Raw genomic sequence first — 19,253 nt, forward strand, 5'->3', positions numbered from 1 at the left:
GGTATATTTTAGGTTCTGTCGCATCTATAAACCATAGGAAAGAAGATCATTAAAGGTGGGATTATAGGAGTTATGAAGCCATTAACATAGCAAAATTCTCAAAAGTAGAAACATTATTTTAATAATTTGTCTTTTTTGAATCATACGAATATTTTCTATGCCTGTGATGGTAATCTTTGCGGAATGGAAGCTTTTAAACCCAAGCATTGGCTTTATTAGTTTTTTGATAAATCTATCAACAATATTATTTAGATATTTTATTTGAAGGACTGTAATCTTCAGAAATTTCTGCATTCAAATCATCAAGAGCAGCAGTATTACTGCCGCTTTTATCAATTACAATTTTCTCAGGAAGATAGTTACTCCTGAAGGCTTTACGAAAGAATGCAAGTGCTGCAGACTTGTCTCTACTAACACACAAGAGGAAGTCTACAGTATATAAATAAACCCATTTACCGTTTAATTTAATGTAAGTCTCTCCAACTACTACCAACCTGCTTCTTTCTTTTCCTTACTGCCTCATCTATCAGTGGTGATAACCCACCTTTGTAACGTAGCATTTTGCTTCCCTTATACTCATCATTTCTTCCAAATCTCGATAGCTCAAAGAGAATCGACATTTCATGTATACAGATAACATCCGCTGAAAAGCTAAATCCTTTGAAATATGGCAACAATTTTTGATTGATACGAAACATCTTTGCTTTTTTTTTAGACAATTATATCATTCTTCTTTCTACTTCCCTACAAATGCGACAGAACCGAAAAACTTCCTCTTATGGCTGTAAAAATGTTATGATAAGAGCTAATGTTCATGAGTAGGGAAATACCAAAATATTACTATCTTCCATCTTTTCTCTTTTCAATTCGTGCAACCATTTCTTTTACACTTACATTCGTGGAAGGTAAATTTTTGCTGGCAAGATGGTTGATCGAAGATTTTTTATTCCCTACTGGAAATGAACGAGATTGTTTTCTCTTCACACTGATATCCGTTTGTGTTACTGAAGTAGTTTTGTTTTCAGCAGGCAACACGTTCTTTACTTGATTTCGCTCAAATCTTTCTTTTAATGCCTTTACTTTACTACTCTCGCGAGTCACTTCTTTTTTCATAGCAACTACTAGTACTTTTGGTCCATCAGCTTTTTTTGCTGATTCTTTACCATCTTGATTTTTAGATTTTAGTGGTAGTATAGGGTTACTCTCAGCTGATTTTTCCACTACTATTTTTTGCTCTGTGCTTACTTTTTCGCCTAAATCTTTAGGCTTTGGTGGTACTGCAGGTTTATCTTTTTTCGGTTCTTGTCTAATTTTTTGATTGGCAGTAAACATTTTCTCTGGTACTGGTGGTACTCTTGGTGGTTTTGGTGGTGCAAGAGATTGAAGTTGTTGTTTCTTCCTGTGTTCTCTTTTTGCTTCTATATGTTCTTTAGAGATTGTTGCATAAATCGGCTCCTCTTTAATTGATTGTAGATTACGCAAATCTTTTGTTAAAGATTTACTTTTTTCCTCTTGATAATTTGATATTTCTTCATACTCAGGATCTTCGTTTAATGAACCTCCATAACCTGAATCTTCTCGCTCATATAAGAGATTTTTCTTTTGCTGTCTATTTTCTAAATTTATTCCATATGACCTATATTTATCTTGACTTCTTTCTATTCGCTCTAAATCTGAAATTTTTTGAATAACATCTGTATATTCGATTGCTGTTCTAGCAGTTGAAGGAGGCAATTTATCTTTTATAAAATTACTTATATTCCTAATCGAAACATCTCTTCCTAATATTCTATTGAATATCCTAAAAATTAATGGCTTTTTATTTGCCTTCTTTACACAATTATTCAAGTCATCACGTATAACAAGCTTAGCTACATCTTCTGCCTTATCTGTAAAACCCTCTAAAGCATGAGACAGATCTGTTACTGTTTTATAACATTGTTTCTCTGGATTTCCTAGATTTATAGCTTTGATCAGAGAATCAAGATTTTTTTTATAATCCTCACTTTTAAATGGATCATGCATACTCATTGCAGCTTTTCATTAAAATATAAGGTATAAGTATTAAGATCTAGTAAATATTAGCTTTTTAGTTCATATACAGCGATAACACTTAGCAGAATAACGATTTCGTCATTCTAGTGTCTGCTGTTACCCCTTATCTAGGTGTGTAAAAGTGAAATCTAGTTTCGCTATATAACCACAGTCTCATACAAGTATAGCCTTTCTTATAATAGTTCGAACGTGATAAGATATGTATTTATGTCGATAGTAGGCCAGTAGCGTATTACGATACGTTCGGATTATTGTGAAAAAAGCTATAGCTTCTCGATTGAGAGTTGTCTTCTGCATTGAGCTCAACATTATTTACTACTTTTTCAGTAATAATTTCGGCAAACTCAGGAGAAAGTTCTTTTGCAGAAAATGCAGCATGTACATCATTTTTAACAAAGAAACACGTAGCAAGTGCAAATACTGCTGTTGGTACACAGCACCAAGGAGAAGCTATACTAAAAAAAGTTGTAGAAGCTACTAAAGTAAATATTGCTTGAAGCATAATATACTGTTTATCAATGCCAACATATTCAGCCATCAATTTTCTAATTTTGTTATTGCTGCCGTATGGCAAAAAAATATCTTAATAAAAGCTGTTACACTATTACTAGCAAGATATCAATCACGCTCTATTGGATCTACATTTTGATTTAAAATCGCCTATTTTCTTGCACCTTTTTGCCATTCATAGAATGTTAACTTTAAACTTCTTGGCTACAAATGCTCTACTTTCCCCTACATCCAATGCTTTTTTCCTTAAATCATAACTATATGCTACTGGCATTCACATCTCTTCGCTACTTTACCTATTCCACCATGTTCACACTATTAGGAAAAGAGCTATAATTTTCAACACTAACAAAACTACTTCCTAATCTTTTACACAGCAACCTATAAAACTTAATGCTGTGAATATATGATCAACAAAAAAAAACTTTGAGAAAAGGAAGAATAGACTTCTTCCTTTTACTTAACTACGCTGTTAACCCTATACTAACTCTTTGCTCTACATTAGCTCTATCTAGATTCTCACTAGGCTTTGAAATTACATATGTAATACCACCAGCAATAAGTCCAACTACTACAGCAGCAGCTATAGCTATACCAATTATAGGCAATACCGGTAATGCAGCACCAAAATACAATCCTAACCCAACTGCCAATTCAGCTATGGCACCACAAACACTACCAATGATTATTGGTTTATTAGTAGTTTTTACTGTATCTTTAGTTATATTTCCTTCAGTTTTAGGTATGCTGCTTTCATCTACTAAAGACTGTTCTTTACTTTCGTAATCAGGCTGGTTCTTTTTAATTAATGTTATCATATCAGCATTTCGCTGTGGATCTAATGATACTTTGAAAGTCTCCTTGTTAAAAATCTTAGAAAATATTTCACACTTGTCTTTATTTTCGTGATTAGGCACGATCCTTTCAAGGGTTACTTTCCAATCCTCTTGCTCTTGCTTTTTACATATCTCCTCAACTCTATCGTGCATTTCAATTTTGTTAGGATCATCTTTACTTTCACAACTAGATATGCTCTTTGCAAGTATTTTTAGCCAACCATCAATTTTAGCTTTTTGCTCTTCATCTTGCTCTTGATTTTTTAGTATTTCTAAAATATTCTTGGTTTTGTTAAGATGATCTTTTTTTATACTAGCGAAAACTTTTTCTAACATATCATTATCTTGAGCTACATCTATAATAGCTTTAATACTTTTCTGACTAACTTCCTGATTAATAAGATTTATAGCACAGCCAAGCGGTGTTAGAATATGTTCTTCACCATCTTCAAACTCTATACATTTCACAGTAGTAAGAATTTTCAGCAAATCCTCTTTTGAAAATCCTGTAAGAAGATCAATAATATTCTCGTGTTCTTCCATCGCAGCCTGTAACTTACCATATAATTCTTGTTGTGTTCCGTTTAACTCTTCATATTTTGGCATATAAAATTCTCCTATTCAAAATAATAATATACTTTAATTATTATATATTTAAGCAAACAAGTCAATAAATCAATAAAATGCTGTGGTGCCAAAAACACTCAAACAAGAAAAAGCGCTCCGGTGCTCATTCTTTGTTTATAAATAATATTCTTAATTCAATCCTTTGCTTTCTTCTCAATATATCTACATATCAGAATAGACAGCTCATATAATACCAACATTGGAATTGCAAGCCCTACTTGGCTTAGTACATCAGGTGGAGTTAAGATTGCAGCAATAATGAAAATTACTACTATCGCAATTCTACGTTTATTTGACAAACTTTGTGCAGTGATTAGCCCTACTCTCACCATTAAGGTTAGTATGACTGGAATTTGAAATGCAGTACCAAACGCAAACATGAATTGAAGAACAAGGTCTAAATATTCACTAACTGATGGCATAAACTCTATTGGTATACCGAAAGATTTACCGCTATGTTCAAAAGCAATAAAAAATTTCCAGGCTAGGGGAAATATGTAGTAGTAAACTACAGCGGCTCCCGTTACAAACAAAACCGGTGTTGCAATTAAGTATGGCAATAACACTGCCCTTTCTCTTTTATATAAGCCAGGTGCTAGAAACATATAGAATTGCCATGCAAACACAGGAAAAGAAAACAACAGTGCACTCATTATTGCAACCCTGAGATATACAAAAAACGCTTCTGTTAAGTCTGTATAGATTAGAGAAAAATCATTGCTATCTTTTGTAACTTCTATTAAAGGTGCAAGTAAAAAGCGGTATATATTTTCTTTAAAGTAGTAACAAAACCCGAAGGTAACACAAAAAAATAGAAAGCAAAAAATAACCCTTTTTCTAAGTTCCGCAAAGTGCTCATAAAATGAAGCATATTTTTGTGAGTTTTCGTTCATACTTTACAATAAAGCTATATCTAACATTCTCAGTGAAAAAGCCCATTCATTATCGTACCACGCTGCAACTCTACAGATATCACCTGTGACATATGTACCAGCTAAATCCACAATTGCACTATAAGGGTTATGGACAAAGTCTATTGAAACTAAAGGCTCGTTACATACGGAAAGCACATGATTTGCTGAATTCTTAAACATTTCATTTATTTCTCCAGCTGTTACCTTCTTATCAGTCGTAAATTTAAAATCAACCATAGAAACGTTGCTAACCGGAACTCTAATAGCAGTACCATCTAGCTTACCCTTTAACTGAGGAATGACAGAACCAATTGTTTTTGCTGCTCCAGTTGTAGTTGGCACCATAGAAAGGCCACAAGCTCTTGCCCTACGTAAGTCTCTATGGTTGCCATCAAGAATATTTTGATCATTCGTATAGGCATGTATAGTGGTCATAAAACCGCTTTTTATACCTAAATTGGAGTGTAAAACGTGTACAATCGGAGCCAGACAGTTTGTAGTACAAGAACCTGCTGAGATCACTTTATGCTCCTTTTTTAGCATATCGTTATTTACGCCGTAAACTACAGTTACATCAGCATCTGAAACTGGAGCAGAGACAATTACTCTCTCTGCATTATGCTTTGCTGCTTCCGCACGCTTGTTGAATGCACCAGTGCATTCAAGCACTACATCAACATTCCAAGGAATATTTTCAGGGCTACGTTCTCTATATAAAGAAAATTTCCTGCCATTTATAGATAGCCAATTTTCAGACTCGTTAAAATCAATATCGCCGTTAAATTTGCCATGAACAGAGTCATATTTAATCAAATGTGCATGCTGCTCAGCACTGAGCGACCCATTTACCGCCACAACTTCTATTTGCTCGCTATAGTTTTCTACTTCAAAAATAGCACGCAATACACTTCTGCCTATTCTACCAAGACCATTAATTCCTACACGAATTGTCATTTTTCCATCTTAAAAGTTTAATTATAGAGGATATTGCCTGATATTTCATTCTATTCTTTTAGATGTTAATCCTAATGTTATAATATATTGATTGACTAAAGAAACTGTATCACTTAATTAATAATATCTAAATTTTAACTTGGAGTAGGTTATGCATGGATTACCAATGACAAATTCAGATAATCAGTATCAGCAAAGAAAAATAGAAGCATTGCAAAAAGAAAATAAAGGACTGTCAGAAAAAGTGAAAACACTACAGAAAATGTCAGTGCTGCACAATGAAATGCTAGTAATGCTACAGTGGAAATCAATACCAGAGAAACTGCGCACAGAAATATTAAAAAAACTGCTAGAAACACCTCAAGAAGCAGCAGCATTTCAATTAGAAGAAAGAGATGAAGATCAGCAAGTAATAGAAGACATACTGGATATGCAAGAAGAATTTGAATCTTCACAAAATTTGGAAATGCGGGAGTGTTAAATAAACCATACGCGTCAAGTTAAGGAAAAGTGGTATAAGGAAGAAAGGAAACGAAAAAAAACTATTTTATATATTAAGTAATAAAGTTATTAATTTATAGATTCTTCTGAAAAAATCATCTTCTTCTAGATAAGAACTCCCTAAAAAAATAAATGTAACAAATAAAATGCCCATCTCAAATGTTGCTATATTTCACGATATTTCCTTAACTTGACGCGTATGGTTAAATAAACTGTGTCAAACCGAGAAGTAAAGTAATAAATTGATAAAAAAATGGAGGTTTGACAATGAGTCAAGCAAACACAACTACCGGTTTGGTAGACTATAAAGAATTAGAAACAAATATCTTCTCATCTATACGAGAAGGAAGACCATTGACAGGAAGAGATGGAGCATTAACACCATTTATAAAAAACTGCTAGAGGGAAGGCGAGATAGAAAACCATTTGTCGGCTGAAAGCGAAGAAAACAACCGAAGAAATTCAAAGACTTTACGGACAAGTATTTGAACTATTGACACCAAGAGATAGAGAAGGAAGTTTCGAGCCACAAGTAGTCAGAAAAAGGCAAACAACCGAACTTGAAGCAAAGGTTTTAAGTACATATGCCAGTGGCATGGGATATAGCATCGCATGTAGAAGAAATATAAAATATCTGCAGCAGAGATATCAAGTATTACTGACAAATTGTTACCGGTAATCAACGAATGGCGCAGTCGTCCGCTGCAATCTGTATATCCAATAGTGTTCATGGTTTTTTAAGGTCAAGGAGGACGGGCATTGTGTAAGCAAATGTATGTATAACATATTAGCAAAATGGCAGAAAAGAAGTTTTGGGTTTTTATTTGGCTGAAAGTGAAGTTCTGGTTGGGAGTACTAAATGACCTAAAAGAGAGAGGAGTAGATGATATTCTGATAGCTTGTGTTAAAAAGCTTTCCTACAGCTATAAATAGCGTATTTCCTAAAGCAGAAATGTATAGTACATCAGATAAGAAATTCACTGAAATATGTATCGAGCAAAAGTTTTCATGAATGATTTGAAAAAAACATATCAAGTAGAGAAATAGCCGAGAATTATTTACTTGAACTGGAGGAAAAATGGGGAGAAAAATATACTTTAGTTTTGGGAGAATAATTGGGAAAATCTGTCTAGTTATTTTAAATATTCCGGCCCTGTAAGAAAGTTAATTTATACCACAAATCCTATTGAAGGGTTACATAGACAGATCAGAAAATTTACTAAAACTAAGGGCTCATTTACCAGCACAAATGCCTTGTATAAACAGGTATATTGTGCTATAAAGAAGGCAGGAGAGAAATGGACTATGCCTATACATGATTGGGCTTTAACTATCTCTCAACTTGATATCTTTTTTCCTGGTAGGTTAAAAATCGAGTTGAACTAAAAATGCGATTTGACACAGTTTATTTAACACTCCCAACTTGTCCGGGAATTGATAAACTCAAGCATATTTCTCTCCTTAACATAACTCTACTCATAGCCAGATATATGAAATTTTCAGTGAGTAAATCTTATTCTTTCGATAGTCTTCTATTCCTAAAGCAAAAGTCCTTTCTACAACCCACCTTCTTGGCTGTACTTTAAACCCCTAATTGGTAGTAGCTAAGGCGGTGTGTCTTTGTTGACTTAGAACCTACATGAAGGCCTTTTGACAATCTCAATATCCATACCATATTCTTCCTTTATATGATTTAAATTTTCTCCTTGGTATCCCATCACATAGTAAATACCGCCATTTACACCTATACACAATACATAGAAAATTGCTTCTAATATTTCTCTTTTGCTATACTTTGACGACCTTCCTCCTTTCCTGTATGATACTCTGGAGTAGCTTTCTATTCTTGTCCATTCCCTTTGACTTAGGTCTGCTGGATGCTTTTTCTCATCTTTACCCAGCACTAAAACTTTAGATATTATAGCCTTTTACTAATCTCTGGACAAGCTCTAGCTTCGGTAAACTCAGTAGAAGGTTCTTTTGCAAAAAATGCAGCATGTACAGCATTTTTAATGAAAAAACACGCGGCAAGTGCAAATATTGCTGTTGGTATATAACACCAAGGAGAAGCTATACTAAAAAAAGTAGCAGAAGCTACTGTTAAGCAACAACAAGTCAGTATCGTTTGATCACGTAGATAACGTCTATCAACTCCACCGTACTCAGCCATCAACCTTTTAACTTTATCATTGTTACCGTATGGCAAAGTAAGCGTTTTAATCCAATTCATTATACCATTATTAATGGAATATGGAGCATACTCTATAACTCTGGAGCCATTAACCTTCTGATTAGGATCTGCACCATACTTTAGAAGCAACTCTACATATTTTTCGCGTTTATCGTTGTCACAATTGATTGCTTGATATAATGGACCTCGACCATTTTCATCTAACATATTAGGATTAGCACCATATTTCAAAAGTATTTCCATAATATGATCATCATCACACAAAAACGCTTCAAACAACGGACTTTTACCATTTCTATCTAACATATTAGGATCAGCACCATATTGTAACAATAACTCTACAATTCTGCTGTCGTCGAGAACCATATAATAGTATAACGAAGCTTCATTATGGAATAGCTTTATATTAGGATCAGCACCATTTTCTAAAAGAAGTTTCAAAATACTATAATTTCTTGAATCTTTAGCTTGCATTAAAGCAATAGATAATGGGAAGTAAATACAAATAAGTTCTTCATTGATGTAATCACCAAATCTTCCATCTTTACTGCTTTTGAATTTGGAAAAAAGCTTTTCAAGAAACTTTATATCCTGATTGTAGAGAGCCCTACTTAAGTAAAACCTCAAATCTTCAGGCGAATTAATTCCATTTAAATTTCCGTCAGTTAGATTTTTAACCCCTTCTATATTTTCCTTAGTGAGAAATTCATATGCAGTACCTAGCTTTTTAAATTTCTCCTCATTTTGTTTCTTTACAGCTTCTGAATGTTTATCAGGATGATATTTCAAGGCTAATTTTCTATACGCTGATTTAATTTCTTGTTCACTGGGCACATCGCTTGATTCAAAACCTAATATTTTTAAAGCTTCCTTTCTACTTACAATAAATTCCCCACTGAAATATGTTAAATTAAACGTAACCCAAAATTTCAAAAAGTAAAGCTTTTATGTCAAATTGCATCTATTTCATAACTGTACAAATATTGTAGATCAGGAAACTTCAGTCCTTGATACTGGAATAACATCTCTATACTACTCCGGGCCAATCTAAATATTAAGAAATTTACCATATAAAAAAAAGGCAGAAGAAACCCTATTATCTATTTTTTAAATTTACGTTCTTTATTGTCTCATTTGACGTTCACTAAACAGAATGTAGTCTAAGTACAAACTCGTGAAAGGCTTATGTGTAATGCTTCTCCACATAATCACTAATAATTTCCTTAAATTCTTCAAAAATATTATCACCTTGTAAAGTTTTGAAATATTTGCCGTCTTTGTAGACTGCTGAAACAGGTTTTTCTCCATACCCAGGCAGGCTGATCCCCAGATTTGCATGTTTGCTCTCTCCAGGACCATTTACTATGCATCCCATAACAGCAACTTTCATATACTCTACACCAGGATTATTTTTCTTCCATATCGGCATATGAGTTTTTATGTAGCCATTTACTTCCTTAGTTAATATACGAAAACGATCGCTACTTGTGCGTCCACAACCAGGACATGAACTCACCTGAGGGTTAAAGTAGCGCAAACCTATAGACTGCAGTATTTCCTGACATACTACCACCTCATTAGTGCGTGATTCACCAGGGCGCTGAGTTAAAGAAGCCCGGATAGTGTCTCCAATACCATTTTGCAATAAATAAGTAAGCCCTGCTGTGGTATTTATTATGCCTTTATTACCCATACCAGCTTCGGTTAAACCCAAATGCAGCGCATAATTGGAAGATTTTGCAAGTGCAGTATAAACTAAAATTAAATCTTGCACTCTACTGACTTTACATGAAATGATTATTTTCTCTGCATTAAGGCCAATCTTTTCAGCTTTTTTTGCACTACCAAGAGCAGACATTACAAGCGTCTTACGTAATATAACATCAGAAGTTTTTGGATTACTAGACAAGGAGTTTTCATCCATTAATTTTTGTGAAAGGTACTTATCAAGACTACCCCAATTTACTCCAATTCTGACAGGAAGATCATGCGTTATTGCATACTCTATAATTTTTTCAAATTTTTCATCACGTTTATCACCAAAGCCTATATTACCTGGATTTATCCTAATTTTACCCAGAATTTTAATGTTGTCTGGATAATCCTGAATCAGCCTGTAGAGCTCATATTGTCCACAGCCTACTAATATCTTACCATCAAAGCCTTCTTTATTTATTTCCTCTACTATATAAGGTATTGCTTTTGCTACTTCCTCTGAGTTCAAAGCAATTCGCACCAACTCTGAACCTGCATGAGCTAGTTCTATTACTTCTTTTGCATATTTCTGAGCACTGCTTTTTATGTTGTCAGAATCTATATGTGCACCAAGTGCCATGGATTGAACAACTATAGGATTATTTCCACCTATCTTCACTTGTCCAACTTTTACAGTATGAGTTTTATGCCTGGAAACCGGCGATGACTCATATGCATCATCACTCAATGTCAGTTCTCTATCTAGCATATTATTAATCGTGACACTATTTTACTGTGTCAACTACACTGCCAAATGAACTTGAACCATTTAAACTATGCTGTGGTGTTCTATTTAGATCAGTAATAGAATCATGAGAGCACGTTCTTCTTGATGGAGTTTCTTTTATAGTAACATTTATAGGGGAAACTTTTTTTTCTCGTGTTGAAGTAACTTTTTTCCCTTTTTGTTGTTCACTTTTATGCTGCTTACTTTCATACTGAGAAACTGGCTCTTGATCTATAAATACAGCACCCTTTAAACGTGCAAGATTAATACCATGCTGATTGATCATAGCATCCTCCCCATCTTCAACTATGCAAGCTCCCACGTTGTTTGGCTCGTTATCAAGGCTAGCAATTTTTTTTTCTTTTAATTTTTTGATTAGATCTTCTTTATTTACGTTAACATTAGTTTGACCTTGTAACTTTCTTTTCTTGAGAATCTCCCTACGCTTTTCATATAGTTTATATGAATCAGCAAATTCCTCATCTGCATGAAAATTTGTACCACCAGGATTACCAGGAGGTATGTACCTTTTACTAAGCTTCACTTTAGACTTAGCTTCAACATTATGTACAGTAAAGAAACTAGAAACCAAAAGTATTAATATAAATAAAACTTTAGAAAAGATCTTAAGCATACTATAGTGAATATTGTGCTTTAAAAGATACCAATTAACAAACTTCAAGTAAATCAGAATCTCTACCAACTTTATAATACAAACATCTTTCTAAAAAATTTACTACCAAAACCTACATAATCTAAAGGAAATTTAAGGTGTTACAAATTTTACGTAACACCCTTTCAAGAAGAGCATTACACTCTTCCTTGCTGTAAGTTATTCTTCAGTTTTCCGGTATCATTCACATTATTAAACTTTCCGCTTGGCATATCTTGAGACAAGTCGTTTTTCTTCTCTTTATCAAGCTTAACTCCCTGATAGATACAGAATGCAACAAAACTAGTTACCGCTATTACAGCAACAGCACTGACTATGGCACAAGTTAGTATTGCTTGTTCTTGTCCCCCTACCATGTCTGCAAATGTTTCTACTTTTTCTTCTAAGCCTGTAAATTTTTCTTGCAAGCCGCTTAAGTGCTCTTGCATAGCTTGAAACTGCTCAGTACCAATCTTGTCTTCTAATGCACCAAAAACTTTTTCAAACTGCTCAACATCTATCTTTTGAGCTTCTTGCCACTCTTTTAATGCACTAAATACCTCTTCAAACTGTTTAGCATCAATATTTTGAGCTTCTTGCCATTCTTTTAATGCACCAAAAACTTTTTCAAACTGCTCAGCATCAACTTGTTGATCTTTTTTCAATTTTCCTAACAAATCAGATATATTTTGGAATTGCGCAGCATCACCTAGTTGACTTTCCTGCAATGCTTTCACATCTGATTTATCAAAACCGAATACAAATTTGGTTATACCCATTTTTAACCCCCTAGCTAATTAATATATTATAATTTTACATTCCCAATGTTTAAATTATTATTAAATTAACTATCACTATACATTGATCTTAAAATAACTTTCCTTGGTTTAAGTTAGCGATTATTCTACCAATATCTCTCTCTTTCCTGAGTAACTCGGAGCACTGACGATACCTTCTTTCTCCATTCTTTCAACAATATTTGCAGCTCTGTTATAGCCTATTCTAAGTTGCCTTTGAATGTAACTAGTTGAAACCTTTTGATCTCTCTGAATGATGGCCACTGCTTGCTTGTATAGATCGTTCTCTTCATCTTCTGTTTCACCTTCTGATTCCGCGAAAGAATTTTCATCTTCTTGAGTGATTTCCTCCATGTAGTTTGGCTCACCTTGCGTTTTCAGATGATCAACTATATTTTGCACCTCATCATCACTTACAAATGGACCGTGAACTCGAATAATCTTACCACCAGAGGCCATATAAAGCATATCACCCATACCGAGTAACTGTTCGGCCCCTTGTTCACCAAGTATTGTACGGCTATCTATCTTAGAAGTAACAGCAAAACTAATTCTCGTTGGAAAGTTTGCTTTTATCACACCTGTTATCACATCTACAGATGGGCGTTGTGTTGCCATTATGATGTGTATTCCTGCAGCACGAGCCATCTGAGCTAAACGTTGAATAGAGCATTCTATATCTTTGCCAGCAACAAGCATTAAATCTGCCATTTCATCTACGATCACCACAATATACGGAAATGTCTCCATTTTAAGTGGTATTTTTTCAAATAAAGGTTTACCCGTTGTTGAGTTAAAGCCAATCTGTACAACGCGCTCCAACTCTATTCCGCTATTCATCGCTTCTGTAATTTTTTGATTATAGTTTATTACATTGCGCACATTTAAATATGACATCATGCGATAGCGATTTTCCATCTCTTTCACTATCCACTTAAGAGCAATAACAGCTTTTTTTGGCTCTGTTACCACTGGCGTTATTAGATGCGGTATTGCATCATATATTGAAAGCTCGAGCATTTTGGGGTCGATCATTATCATCTTGCATTCATCAGGACTTAATCGATAAACGAGCGATAGAATCATCGTGTTAATCGCAACTGATTTTCCTGACCCCGTAGTCCCGGCAACAAGCAAGTGGGGCATTTTAGTCAGATCTGCAATAACAGGTTTTCCGCTTATTTCCTTGCCAAGCGCAATTGGAAGATTTAAGTTTGCATTTTGGTATTCTGGCGATTCAAGTAAATCACGTAGCATCACAATCTCTCGCTCTTTATTCGGCAATTCTATCCCCATGGCATTTTGTCCACGAATTATTGAAATACGTGCAGAGAGTGCACTCATTGAACGTGCAATATCATCTGCAAGACCAATCACTCTTGCAGATTTTGTACCTGCTTGTGGTTCAAGTTTGTATAAAGTCACAACCGGTCCATAACATACACTTATAATTTTTCCTTGCACGCCAAAATCACTCAGCACCTGTTCGAGCAGAGATAAATTCTTATTGCTCTCTAATGCATTCAACTGTTTTCTCTGCATAGATTCTTCTACTTTAGAAAGTAAGTGAATGCTTGGAAACTCAAACTCGCTAGAAGGTGGTTTAACAATCTCTTCGGTAGCTTTTTTCTGTCTTTCTTTTGGTTGTTGTCTAGTGGTTCTATATTTTCCCTCTATTACTAATGGTGCTATTGAATAATCAGTAGTTTTACGTAACCTGAAAAACAGAACCTTTGTAAAAAGGGAAAATATTTTTTTACATAGGAAAAGCAAAGAATAAACCGTTCTCTTCCAACCAATCAATCCTACAATACCTATTGATGCTACTACTGTGAATATGTAAAACGGGCAGTGGCCAATTAGAGTATTGCCGACTATTCCACTGTGCATGTACCTAGTAGTGATACCGAGCGAAAGTTGCGCTAATGTAGCACATATTCCTAAATTGATTAATATTAAATAGAGAATTTTCAGCAGCCTTTTTGATATCAAAAAGTAAACTATGGTTGTAGCTATTGTAATACTAGCGAGTCCAAAAAATTGAACTAATATATCAGCTAAATATGAACCTACTATTCCACCTAAATTTGTTACTTCCTCATTTGTAGATGTGTTTAAGGATTGATCTTTATAATTATAGCTAAAAACCGATATATATATACACATTAATAGTGACAAGTATATCACTGATTTTAGCTGTTTTTTTAACATCTACTTAAAGTAATAAGTAATTGTATATTTTACAAAGTGAATTGCTATTATCAATATCATCACGGATAAATCTAATCCATTGAATGGTTGTATATACCTTCTGATAACCTTTAGTGGAGGATGGGTAAGTCTGTTTAAAGTTTGCATTATGCTGCTTACAATCTCATTATACATGTTAACTACATTCAATTTAATCAACAAATCGAGAGCAACTGAGCATATTAGAACGAAGCTGTAAAGATCAAGTAACAGGTTAAGCAAGTATATGATTGGATGCATATTACTAATTTATACTAAAACCTATTATGTGTAGTGATATGTATAAAATCAAGTCTTACAATAATTTTTATGCTGAAACAGGTGTAAACAATAACTGATTAGTCTGTTTATCAACTGATATGTCGGTTCTGTCGCATCTATAAACCATAGGAAAGAAGATCATTAAAGGTGGGATTATAGGAGTTATGAAGCCATTAACATAGCAAAATTCTCAAAAGTAGAAACATTATTTTAATAATTTGTCTTTTTTGAATCATACGAATATTTTCTATGCCTGTGATGGTAATCTTTGCGGAATGGAAGCTTTTAAACCCAAGCATTGGCTTTATTAGTTTTTTGATAAATCTATCAACAATATTATTTAGATATTTTATTTGAAGGACTGTAATCTTCAGAAATTTCTGCATTCAAATCATCAAGAGCAGCAGTATTACTGCCGCTTTTATCAATTACAATTTTCTCAGGAAGATAGTTACTCCTGAAGGCTTTACGAAAGAATGCAAGTGCTGCAGACTTGTCTCTACTAACACACAAGAGGAAGTCTACAGTATATAAATAAACCCATTTACCGTTTAATTTAATGTAAGTCTCTCCAACTACTACCAACCTGCTTCTTTCTTTTCCTTACTGCCTCATCTATCAGTGGTGATAACCCACCTTTGTAACGTAGCATTTTGCTTCCCTTATACTCATCATTTCTTCCAAATCTCGATAGCTCAAAGAGAATCGACATTTCATGTATACAGATAACATCCGCTGAAAAGCTAAATCCTTTGAAATATGGCAACAATTTTTGATTGATACGAAACATCTTTGCTTTTTTTTTAGACAATTATATCATTCTTCTTTCTACTTCCCTACAAATGCGACAGAACCCTTAATCCACTCTATTATGTTCTGAGACCATACATCTAAGACTTTTACTTGTTACAACTACTGTGCCTGCAATCTTATCGTGCCAAGTTTGGCAACGTTTGTCGAAGCTTGCCCATATGAAACCTAAGAATAGTGGTGAAGTTGACAATATAAAGGAAAAAAACCTCTTTATTGCTTGTTTTAGAGTCAATTTTTCAAAAGTTTGTGCATTTACAACTCTGAGTCCAAGTAATAACTTTCCAGGTGTAGCGCCAAATCTTATCCACATATATGCTACATAACTAAAAAGCATAATAAATTGAACTATCTGATTTAGAACTAGTAACTTGATTAGTTTACTCTGCATTGCTGTTTCCTCTTCAGATAATGGTGTTTGCATCTGATATTTCGCAGCAATTTGGCCTAATATTTTACTGCTCTCTGAGTTCATGAAGAGTTGGCTTAAGGCTTGGCCGCAAAGCTGCAAGAACAAAACGATGATAATTAAATCAAGCAGCACTGACAAATAGCGTCTAAGTCCTGTTACGTAACATATTCCATTTTCATCTTTCTTTACCCTTTGAATAGCATTTATCGAAGAAAGAATGGAAAATAAACGATTAAAAAACTTGTGTAACATAAAGCATTTTCCAATATTTGAGTGCCCCTGGCCGGACTTGAACCAGCATGCTTTTGCAAGCAACAGATTTTGAGTCTGCCGTGTCTACCATTCCACCACAGGGGCCTACTTTAATGCTATAAGCAACACAGGATTAGTCAAATTTTTTCTCTTTCAAGTAAGGACTGAATATTCTACAATAATCAATCATTACTCTGAAAAATTAAAATGAATGAATTAGCCAATCTTATTGATTCAAGAGAAGAAATATGTAAATTGCCACACAATTTAGAAGCAGAGCAAATGCTCATTGGTGCAATGGTTCGTGATAATAGAATTTGTGATGCAGTCGAAGATATAATTGCAGCAGATAATTTCTATGATCCACTACATCAAAGCATTTTTACCCAGATATCTAAAACCAGAAAACACGGTATAGTTGCTAATGAACTGAGCCTCAAGATGTTTTTCGAGAATGATAAAGCATTTGCCGAATGTGGTGGAGTTGAGTACCTAGCAAAACTTGCAGCAAAGGCAAGCATTGCGCTTGACATCTATAGCTTGACCAGAATAATCCGTGATACTTATTTAAGGAGATGCTTAATCAAGCTCGGACAGGAGATAGTTGACGATAGTTACAACTACGACATTGAAAATCCTGCACAGGTACAAATTGAGCAGGCAATGACAAAGTTGTTCAACTTAGCAGTAAAAAAGCAAGGTGATAAGACATATATAAAGCTTGCAAGTTCAATTAAAGATGTGGTTGAGAAGATCAGCAAGCTGAAGAATAACCCAGAGGCTCTAGGTATTACAACCGGACTTCAAGACCTAAACCAGCTTCTTGGTGGTTTGCAGAAATCTGATCTGTTAATTATAGCTGCAAGGCCCTCAATGGGAAAGACAGCATTGGCGCTGAACATCGCACTTAATGCTTGTAAGATTTTGCAAAAAAGAACAGATAAACAACATTATGTAGCATTCTTTTCACTTGAAATGTCAGCAGAGCAATTGACCGCAAGATTGATTACTATAGATTCAGGCATTGGTTATTATAAGGCACTGACTGGGAGAATTAGTGATTTTGAATTACACGAATTCATTAATGCTAGTACAGATCTATCCGAATTACCTTTCATCATAGATGACACTCCTGCGTTATCAATTAGTGCTCTTCGTACCAGAATACGTCTTCTCTATCAACTATATAATGTAGAGTTGGTCTTTATCGATTATCTGCAGTTAATTCGAGGAACAACAAAAAGGAGTAGTGAAAATAGAGTGCAAGAAATCTCAGAAGTGACGCAGGGTTTAAAAGCAATTGCAAAGGAACTAAATATTCCCATTGTTGCACTATCACAGCTCTCTCGTTCTGTTGAGCAAAGGGATGATAAAAAACCACAACTTTCTGATTTACGTGATTCAGGAAGCATAGAGCAGGATGCGGATATAGTAATGTTCCTTTATAGAGAAGAATATTATGAATTAAGAAAGCAACCAAATGAAGGAAGTAATAAACATCGAGAGTGGCAAGAGAAAATGGAGAAAATTAGAAATATTGCAGAACTGATCATTGCAAAACAAAGAAACGGGCCAATTGGTAGTGTGAAACTACATTTTGACTCCAATAGAGGTGCATTTAAAGATTATACAGAAAGATATAGTCTGTAGCGGTTTTGAGTAATTCTGGAAACCCCAGTTATGGATTAGAAAATAGATAAAAGTAGAACTAAGAAGGGGGAAACAGGGTAAACTCGAGTATTTTAGTAATAATAAGAGGTTACCCATGAAGAAAGATATTACAGAACTGTACTGTTGCGTCGAGGATTTTTGTCGTGCGGTAGATGATAATTTTGCAAATAGGTTCTTATCAAAAGGCAAAAAACCAACCAGAGTAACAGAAATAGCGCACTCAGAAATTCTAACCATAATCCTGTTATACCATAAATCACCATGTAAAAACTTCAAGGCTTTTTATCTTTGTTATCTTCAGTTATTCTATAGATCAGAGTTTTCAAAGCTGCCTTCATATCACAGATTTATTGCCTTAAAGCCGCGAGTTTTGTGGTATTTAGCATTACTTTTGCAATGGTTCTGTGAACAAGCGAAAATGACCGGTACTTCCTACATCGACACCTCTACGATTGCCGTTTGCCACAAAAAAAGGATCTCTAGTAACAAAGTTTTTGATGGTTTAGCAGAAATTAGTAAGAGCACGTACGGTTGGTTTTTTGGCTTCAAGTTGCACTTGGTGATTAACGAAATTGGAGAAATTCAAGCACTTACTCTAACTAGAGGTAACGTTGACGACAGAAAATCTGTGCCAACTCTAACCAAAAAACTAACTGGACTTTTGTTTGGAGATAAGGGCTATATAAAGAAAGAGCTCTTTGAGAAACTCTTCGATAGAGGTCTAAAACTCGTCACTAAAGTGAAAAAAGGTATGAAAAACGCACTGATTTCGCTGAAAGAGAAGATTTTACTAAGGAAAAGATCGATTGTTGAGACTGTTTTCGACTCCTTGAAAAACAAATTTGAGATTGAGCACACAAGACACAGATCGCCAACAAATTTCCTAATTCATGTTTTTTCTGTTCTGATTTCCTACTCCATGCAGTCAAAAAAGCCTTCTATTTCTAAGCCTTACTGTGTTGGTTAATCCATAACTGGGGTTGGAAGTGTTTAACAAACCATACGTGCCAAATTAAGTAGCTATCGTGAAATATAGCAATATTTAAGATTGGCATTTTATTTGTTACATTTATTTTTT

Annotated in this window: 15 protein-coding genes, 1 tRNA gene and 5 pseudogenes; 4 read left to right on the forward strand and 17 right to left on the reverse strand. The window is 34.4% G+C overall.

Translation table 11 applies throughout. From position 1 onward, the window contains the following. Positions 1–70: 70 nt before the first annotated feature. The 7 genes and pseudogenes from OPR58_RS08050 to gap form a co-directional block, all read right to left on the reverse strand. Positions 71–698, reverse strand: a pseudogene (locus OPR58_RS08050) (IS6 family transposase). 142 nt (positions 699–840) lie between these two features. Continuing rightward, positions 841–2,025, reverse strand: coding sequence for a hypothetical protein (locus OPR58_RS08055; protein ID WP_265022416.1), 1,185 nt, complete (start codon positions 2,023–2,025; stop codon positions 841–843). 262 nt (positions 2,026–2,287) lie between these two features. Next, positions 2,288–2,557 (reverse strand): hypothetical protein, encoded by a 270-nt coding sequence (locus tag OPR58_RS08060; protein ID WP_265022417.1) that lies wholly within the window; start codon positions 2,555–2,557, stop codon positions 2,288–2,290. Positions 2,558–2,686: 129 nt separating this feature from the next. Continuing rightward, positions 2,687–2,839 (reverse strand): annotated as a pseudogene (locus tag OPR58_RS11325) (IS630-like element ISWpi11 family transposase); the annotation flags it as partial. A gap of 190 nt (positions 2,840–3,029) precedes the next feature. Beyond that, a complete protein-coding gene (locus OPR58_RS08065) occupies positions 3,030–4,007 on the reverse strand; it encodes a magnesium transporter (RefSeq protein WP_265022418.1) in 978 nt (325 codons plus the stop codon). Between the two features lie 155 nt (positions 4,008–4,162). Further along, a complete protein-coding gene (gene tatC / locus OPR58_RS08070; RefSeq protein ID WP_010401503.1) occupies positions 4,163–4,921 on the reverse strand; it encodes a twin-arginine translocase subunit TatC in 759 nt (252 codons plus the stop codon). A 3-nt stretch (positions 4,922–4,924) separates the two neighbouring features. Further along, positions 4,925–5,896: a type I glyceraldehyde-3-phosphate dehydrogenase gene (gap, locus tag OPR58_RS08075; protein ID WP_019236363.1), complete on the reverse strand. Its 972-nt coding sequence runs from the start codon at positions 5,894–5,896 to the stop codon at positions 4,925–4,927. Positions 5,897–6,062: 166 nt separating this feature from the next. Here gap and OPR58_RS08080 point away from each other — a divergent pair, with 166 nt between their 5' ends. Together OPR58_RS08080 and OPR58_RS08085 are read left to right on the forward strand one after the other, a co-directional pair. Next, complete coding sequence (locus OPR58_RS08080) at positions 6,063–6,377, forward strand: hypothetical protein (protein WP_265022419.1); 315 nt, start codon at positions 6,063–6,065, stop codon at positions 6,375–6,377. A 287-nt stretch (positions 6,378–6,664) separates the two neighbouring features. After that, a pseudogene (locus OPR58_RS08085) lies at positions 6,665–7,783 on the forward strand (IS256 family transposase). A gap of 19 nt (positions 7,784–7,802) precedes the next feature. On the opposite strand, the pseudogene OPR58_RS08090 reads toward OPR58_RS08085, so the two are convergent. The 10 genes and pseudogenes from OPR58_RS08090 to OPR58_RS08135 all read right to left on the reverse strand — a co-directional run bounded on the left by OPR58_RS08090 (position 7,803) and on the right by OPR58_RS08135 (position 16,609). Next, positions 7,803–8,298 (reverse strand): annotated as a pseudogene (locus tag OPR58_RS08090) (transposase). A 17-nt stretch (positions 8,299–8,315) separates the two neighbouring features. Further along, positions 8,316–9,521, reverse strand: a complete 1,206-nt coding sequence (locus OPR58_RS08095) for an ankyrin repeat domain-containing protein (protein ID WP_265022420.1) — start codon at positions 9,519–9,521, stop codon at positions 8,316–8,318. A 250-nt stretch (positions 9,522–9,771) separates the two neighbouring features. Continuing rightward, a complete protein-coding gene (gene ispG, locus OPR58_RS08100) occupies positions 9,772–11,052 on the reverse strand; it encodes a flavodoxin-dependent (E)-4-hydroxy-3-methylbut-2-enyl-diphosphate synthase (RefSeq protein ID WP_265022421.1) in 1,281 nt (426 codons plus the stop codon). A 16-nt stretch (positions 11,053–11,068) separates the two neighbouring features. Continuing rightward, the gene (locus tag OPR58_RS08105) at positions 11,069–11,704 is read right to left on the reverse strand and encodes a TRP75-related protein (RefSeq protein ID WP_265023188.1); all 636 of its coding nucleotides are present in this window, start codon (positions 11,702–11,704) and stop codon (positions 11,069–11,071) included. 176 nt (positions 11,705–11,880) lie between these two features. Further along, the gene (locus OPR58_RS08110; protein WP_265022422.1) at positions 11,881–12,501 is read right to left on the reverse strand and encodes a hypothetical protein; all 621 of its coding nucleotides are present in this window, start codon (positions 12,499–12,501) and stop codon (positions 11,881–11,883) included. Between the two features lie 120 nt (positions 12,502–12,621). After that, a complete protein-coding gene (locus tag OPR58_RS08115; RefSeq protein ID WP_265022423.1) occupies positions 12,622–14,730 on the reverse strand; it encodes an FtsK/SpoIIIE family DNA translocase in 2,109 nt (702 codons plus the stop codon). Further along, positions 14,731–15,009, reverse strand: coding sequence for a YggT family protein (locus OPR58_RS08120; protein WP_265022424.1), 279 nt, complete (start codon positions 15,007–15,009; stop codon positions 14,731–14,733). A gap of 183 nt (positions 15,010–15,192) precedes the next feature. Then, a pseudogene (locus OPR58_RS08125) lies at positions 15,193–15,820 on the reverse strand (IS6 family transposase). A gap of 66 nt (positions 15,821–15,886) precedes the next feature. Next, positions 15,887–16,504 carry an RDD family protein gene (locus OPR58_RS08130; RefSeq protein ID WP_265022425.1) on the reverse strand — a complete coding sequence of 206 codons (618 nt, stop codon included), beginning with the start codon at positions 16,502–16,504 and terminating at the stop codon, positions 15,887–15,889. 22 nt (positions 16,505–16,526) lie between these two features. Beyond that, positions 16,527–16,609, reverse strand: a tRNA-Leu gene (locus tag OPR58_RS08135). 102 nt (positions 16,610–16,711) lie between these two features. Here OPR58_RS08135 and OPR58_RS08140 point away from each other — a divergent pair. Both OPR58_RS08140 and OPR58_RS08145 read left to right on the forward strand, forming a co-directional pair. After that, the gene (locus OPR58_RS08140) at positions 16,712–18,154 is read left to right on the forward strand and encodes a replicative DNA helicase (protein WP_139686507.1); all 1,443 of its coding nucleotides are present in this window, start codon (positions 16,712–16,714) and stop codon (positions 18,152–18,154) included. Positions 18,155–18,269: 115 nt separating this feature from the next. Further along, positions 18,270–19,142, forward strand: a complete 873-nt coding sequence (locus tag OPR58_RS08145; RefSeq protein ID WP_265022426.1) for an IS982 family transposase — start codon at positions 18,270–18,272, stop codon at positions 19,140–19,142. Positions 19,143–19,253: the final 111 nt, after the last annotated feature.

It is taken from the genome of Wolbachia endosymbiont (group B) of Ischnura elegans, from assembly GCF_947251585.1.
Classification (GTDB): Bacteria; Pseudomonadota; Alphaproteobacteria; order Rickettsiales; family Anaplasmataceae; genus Wolbachia.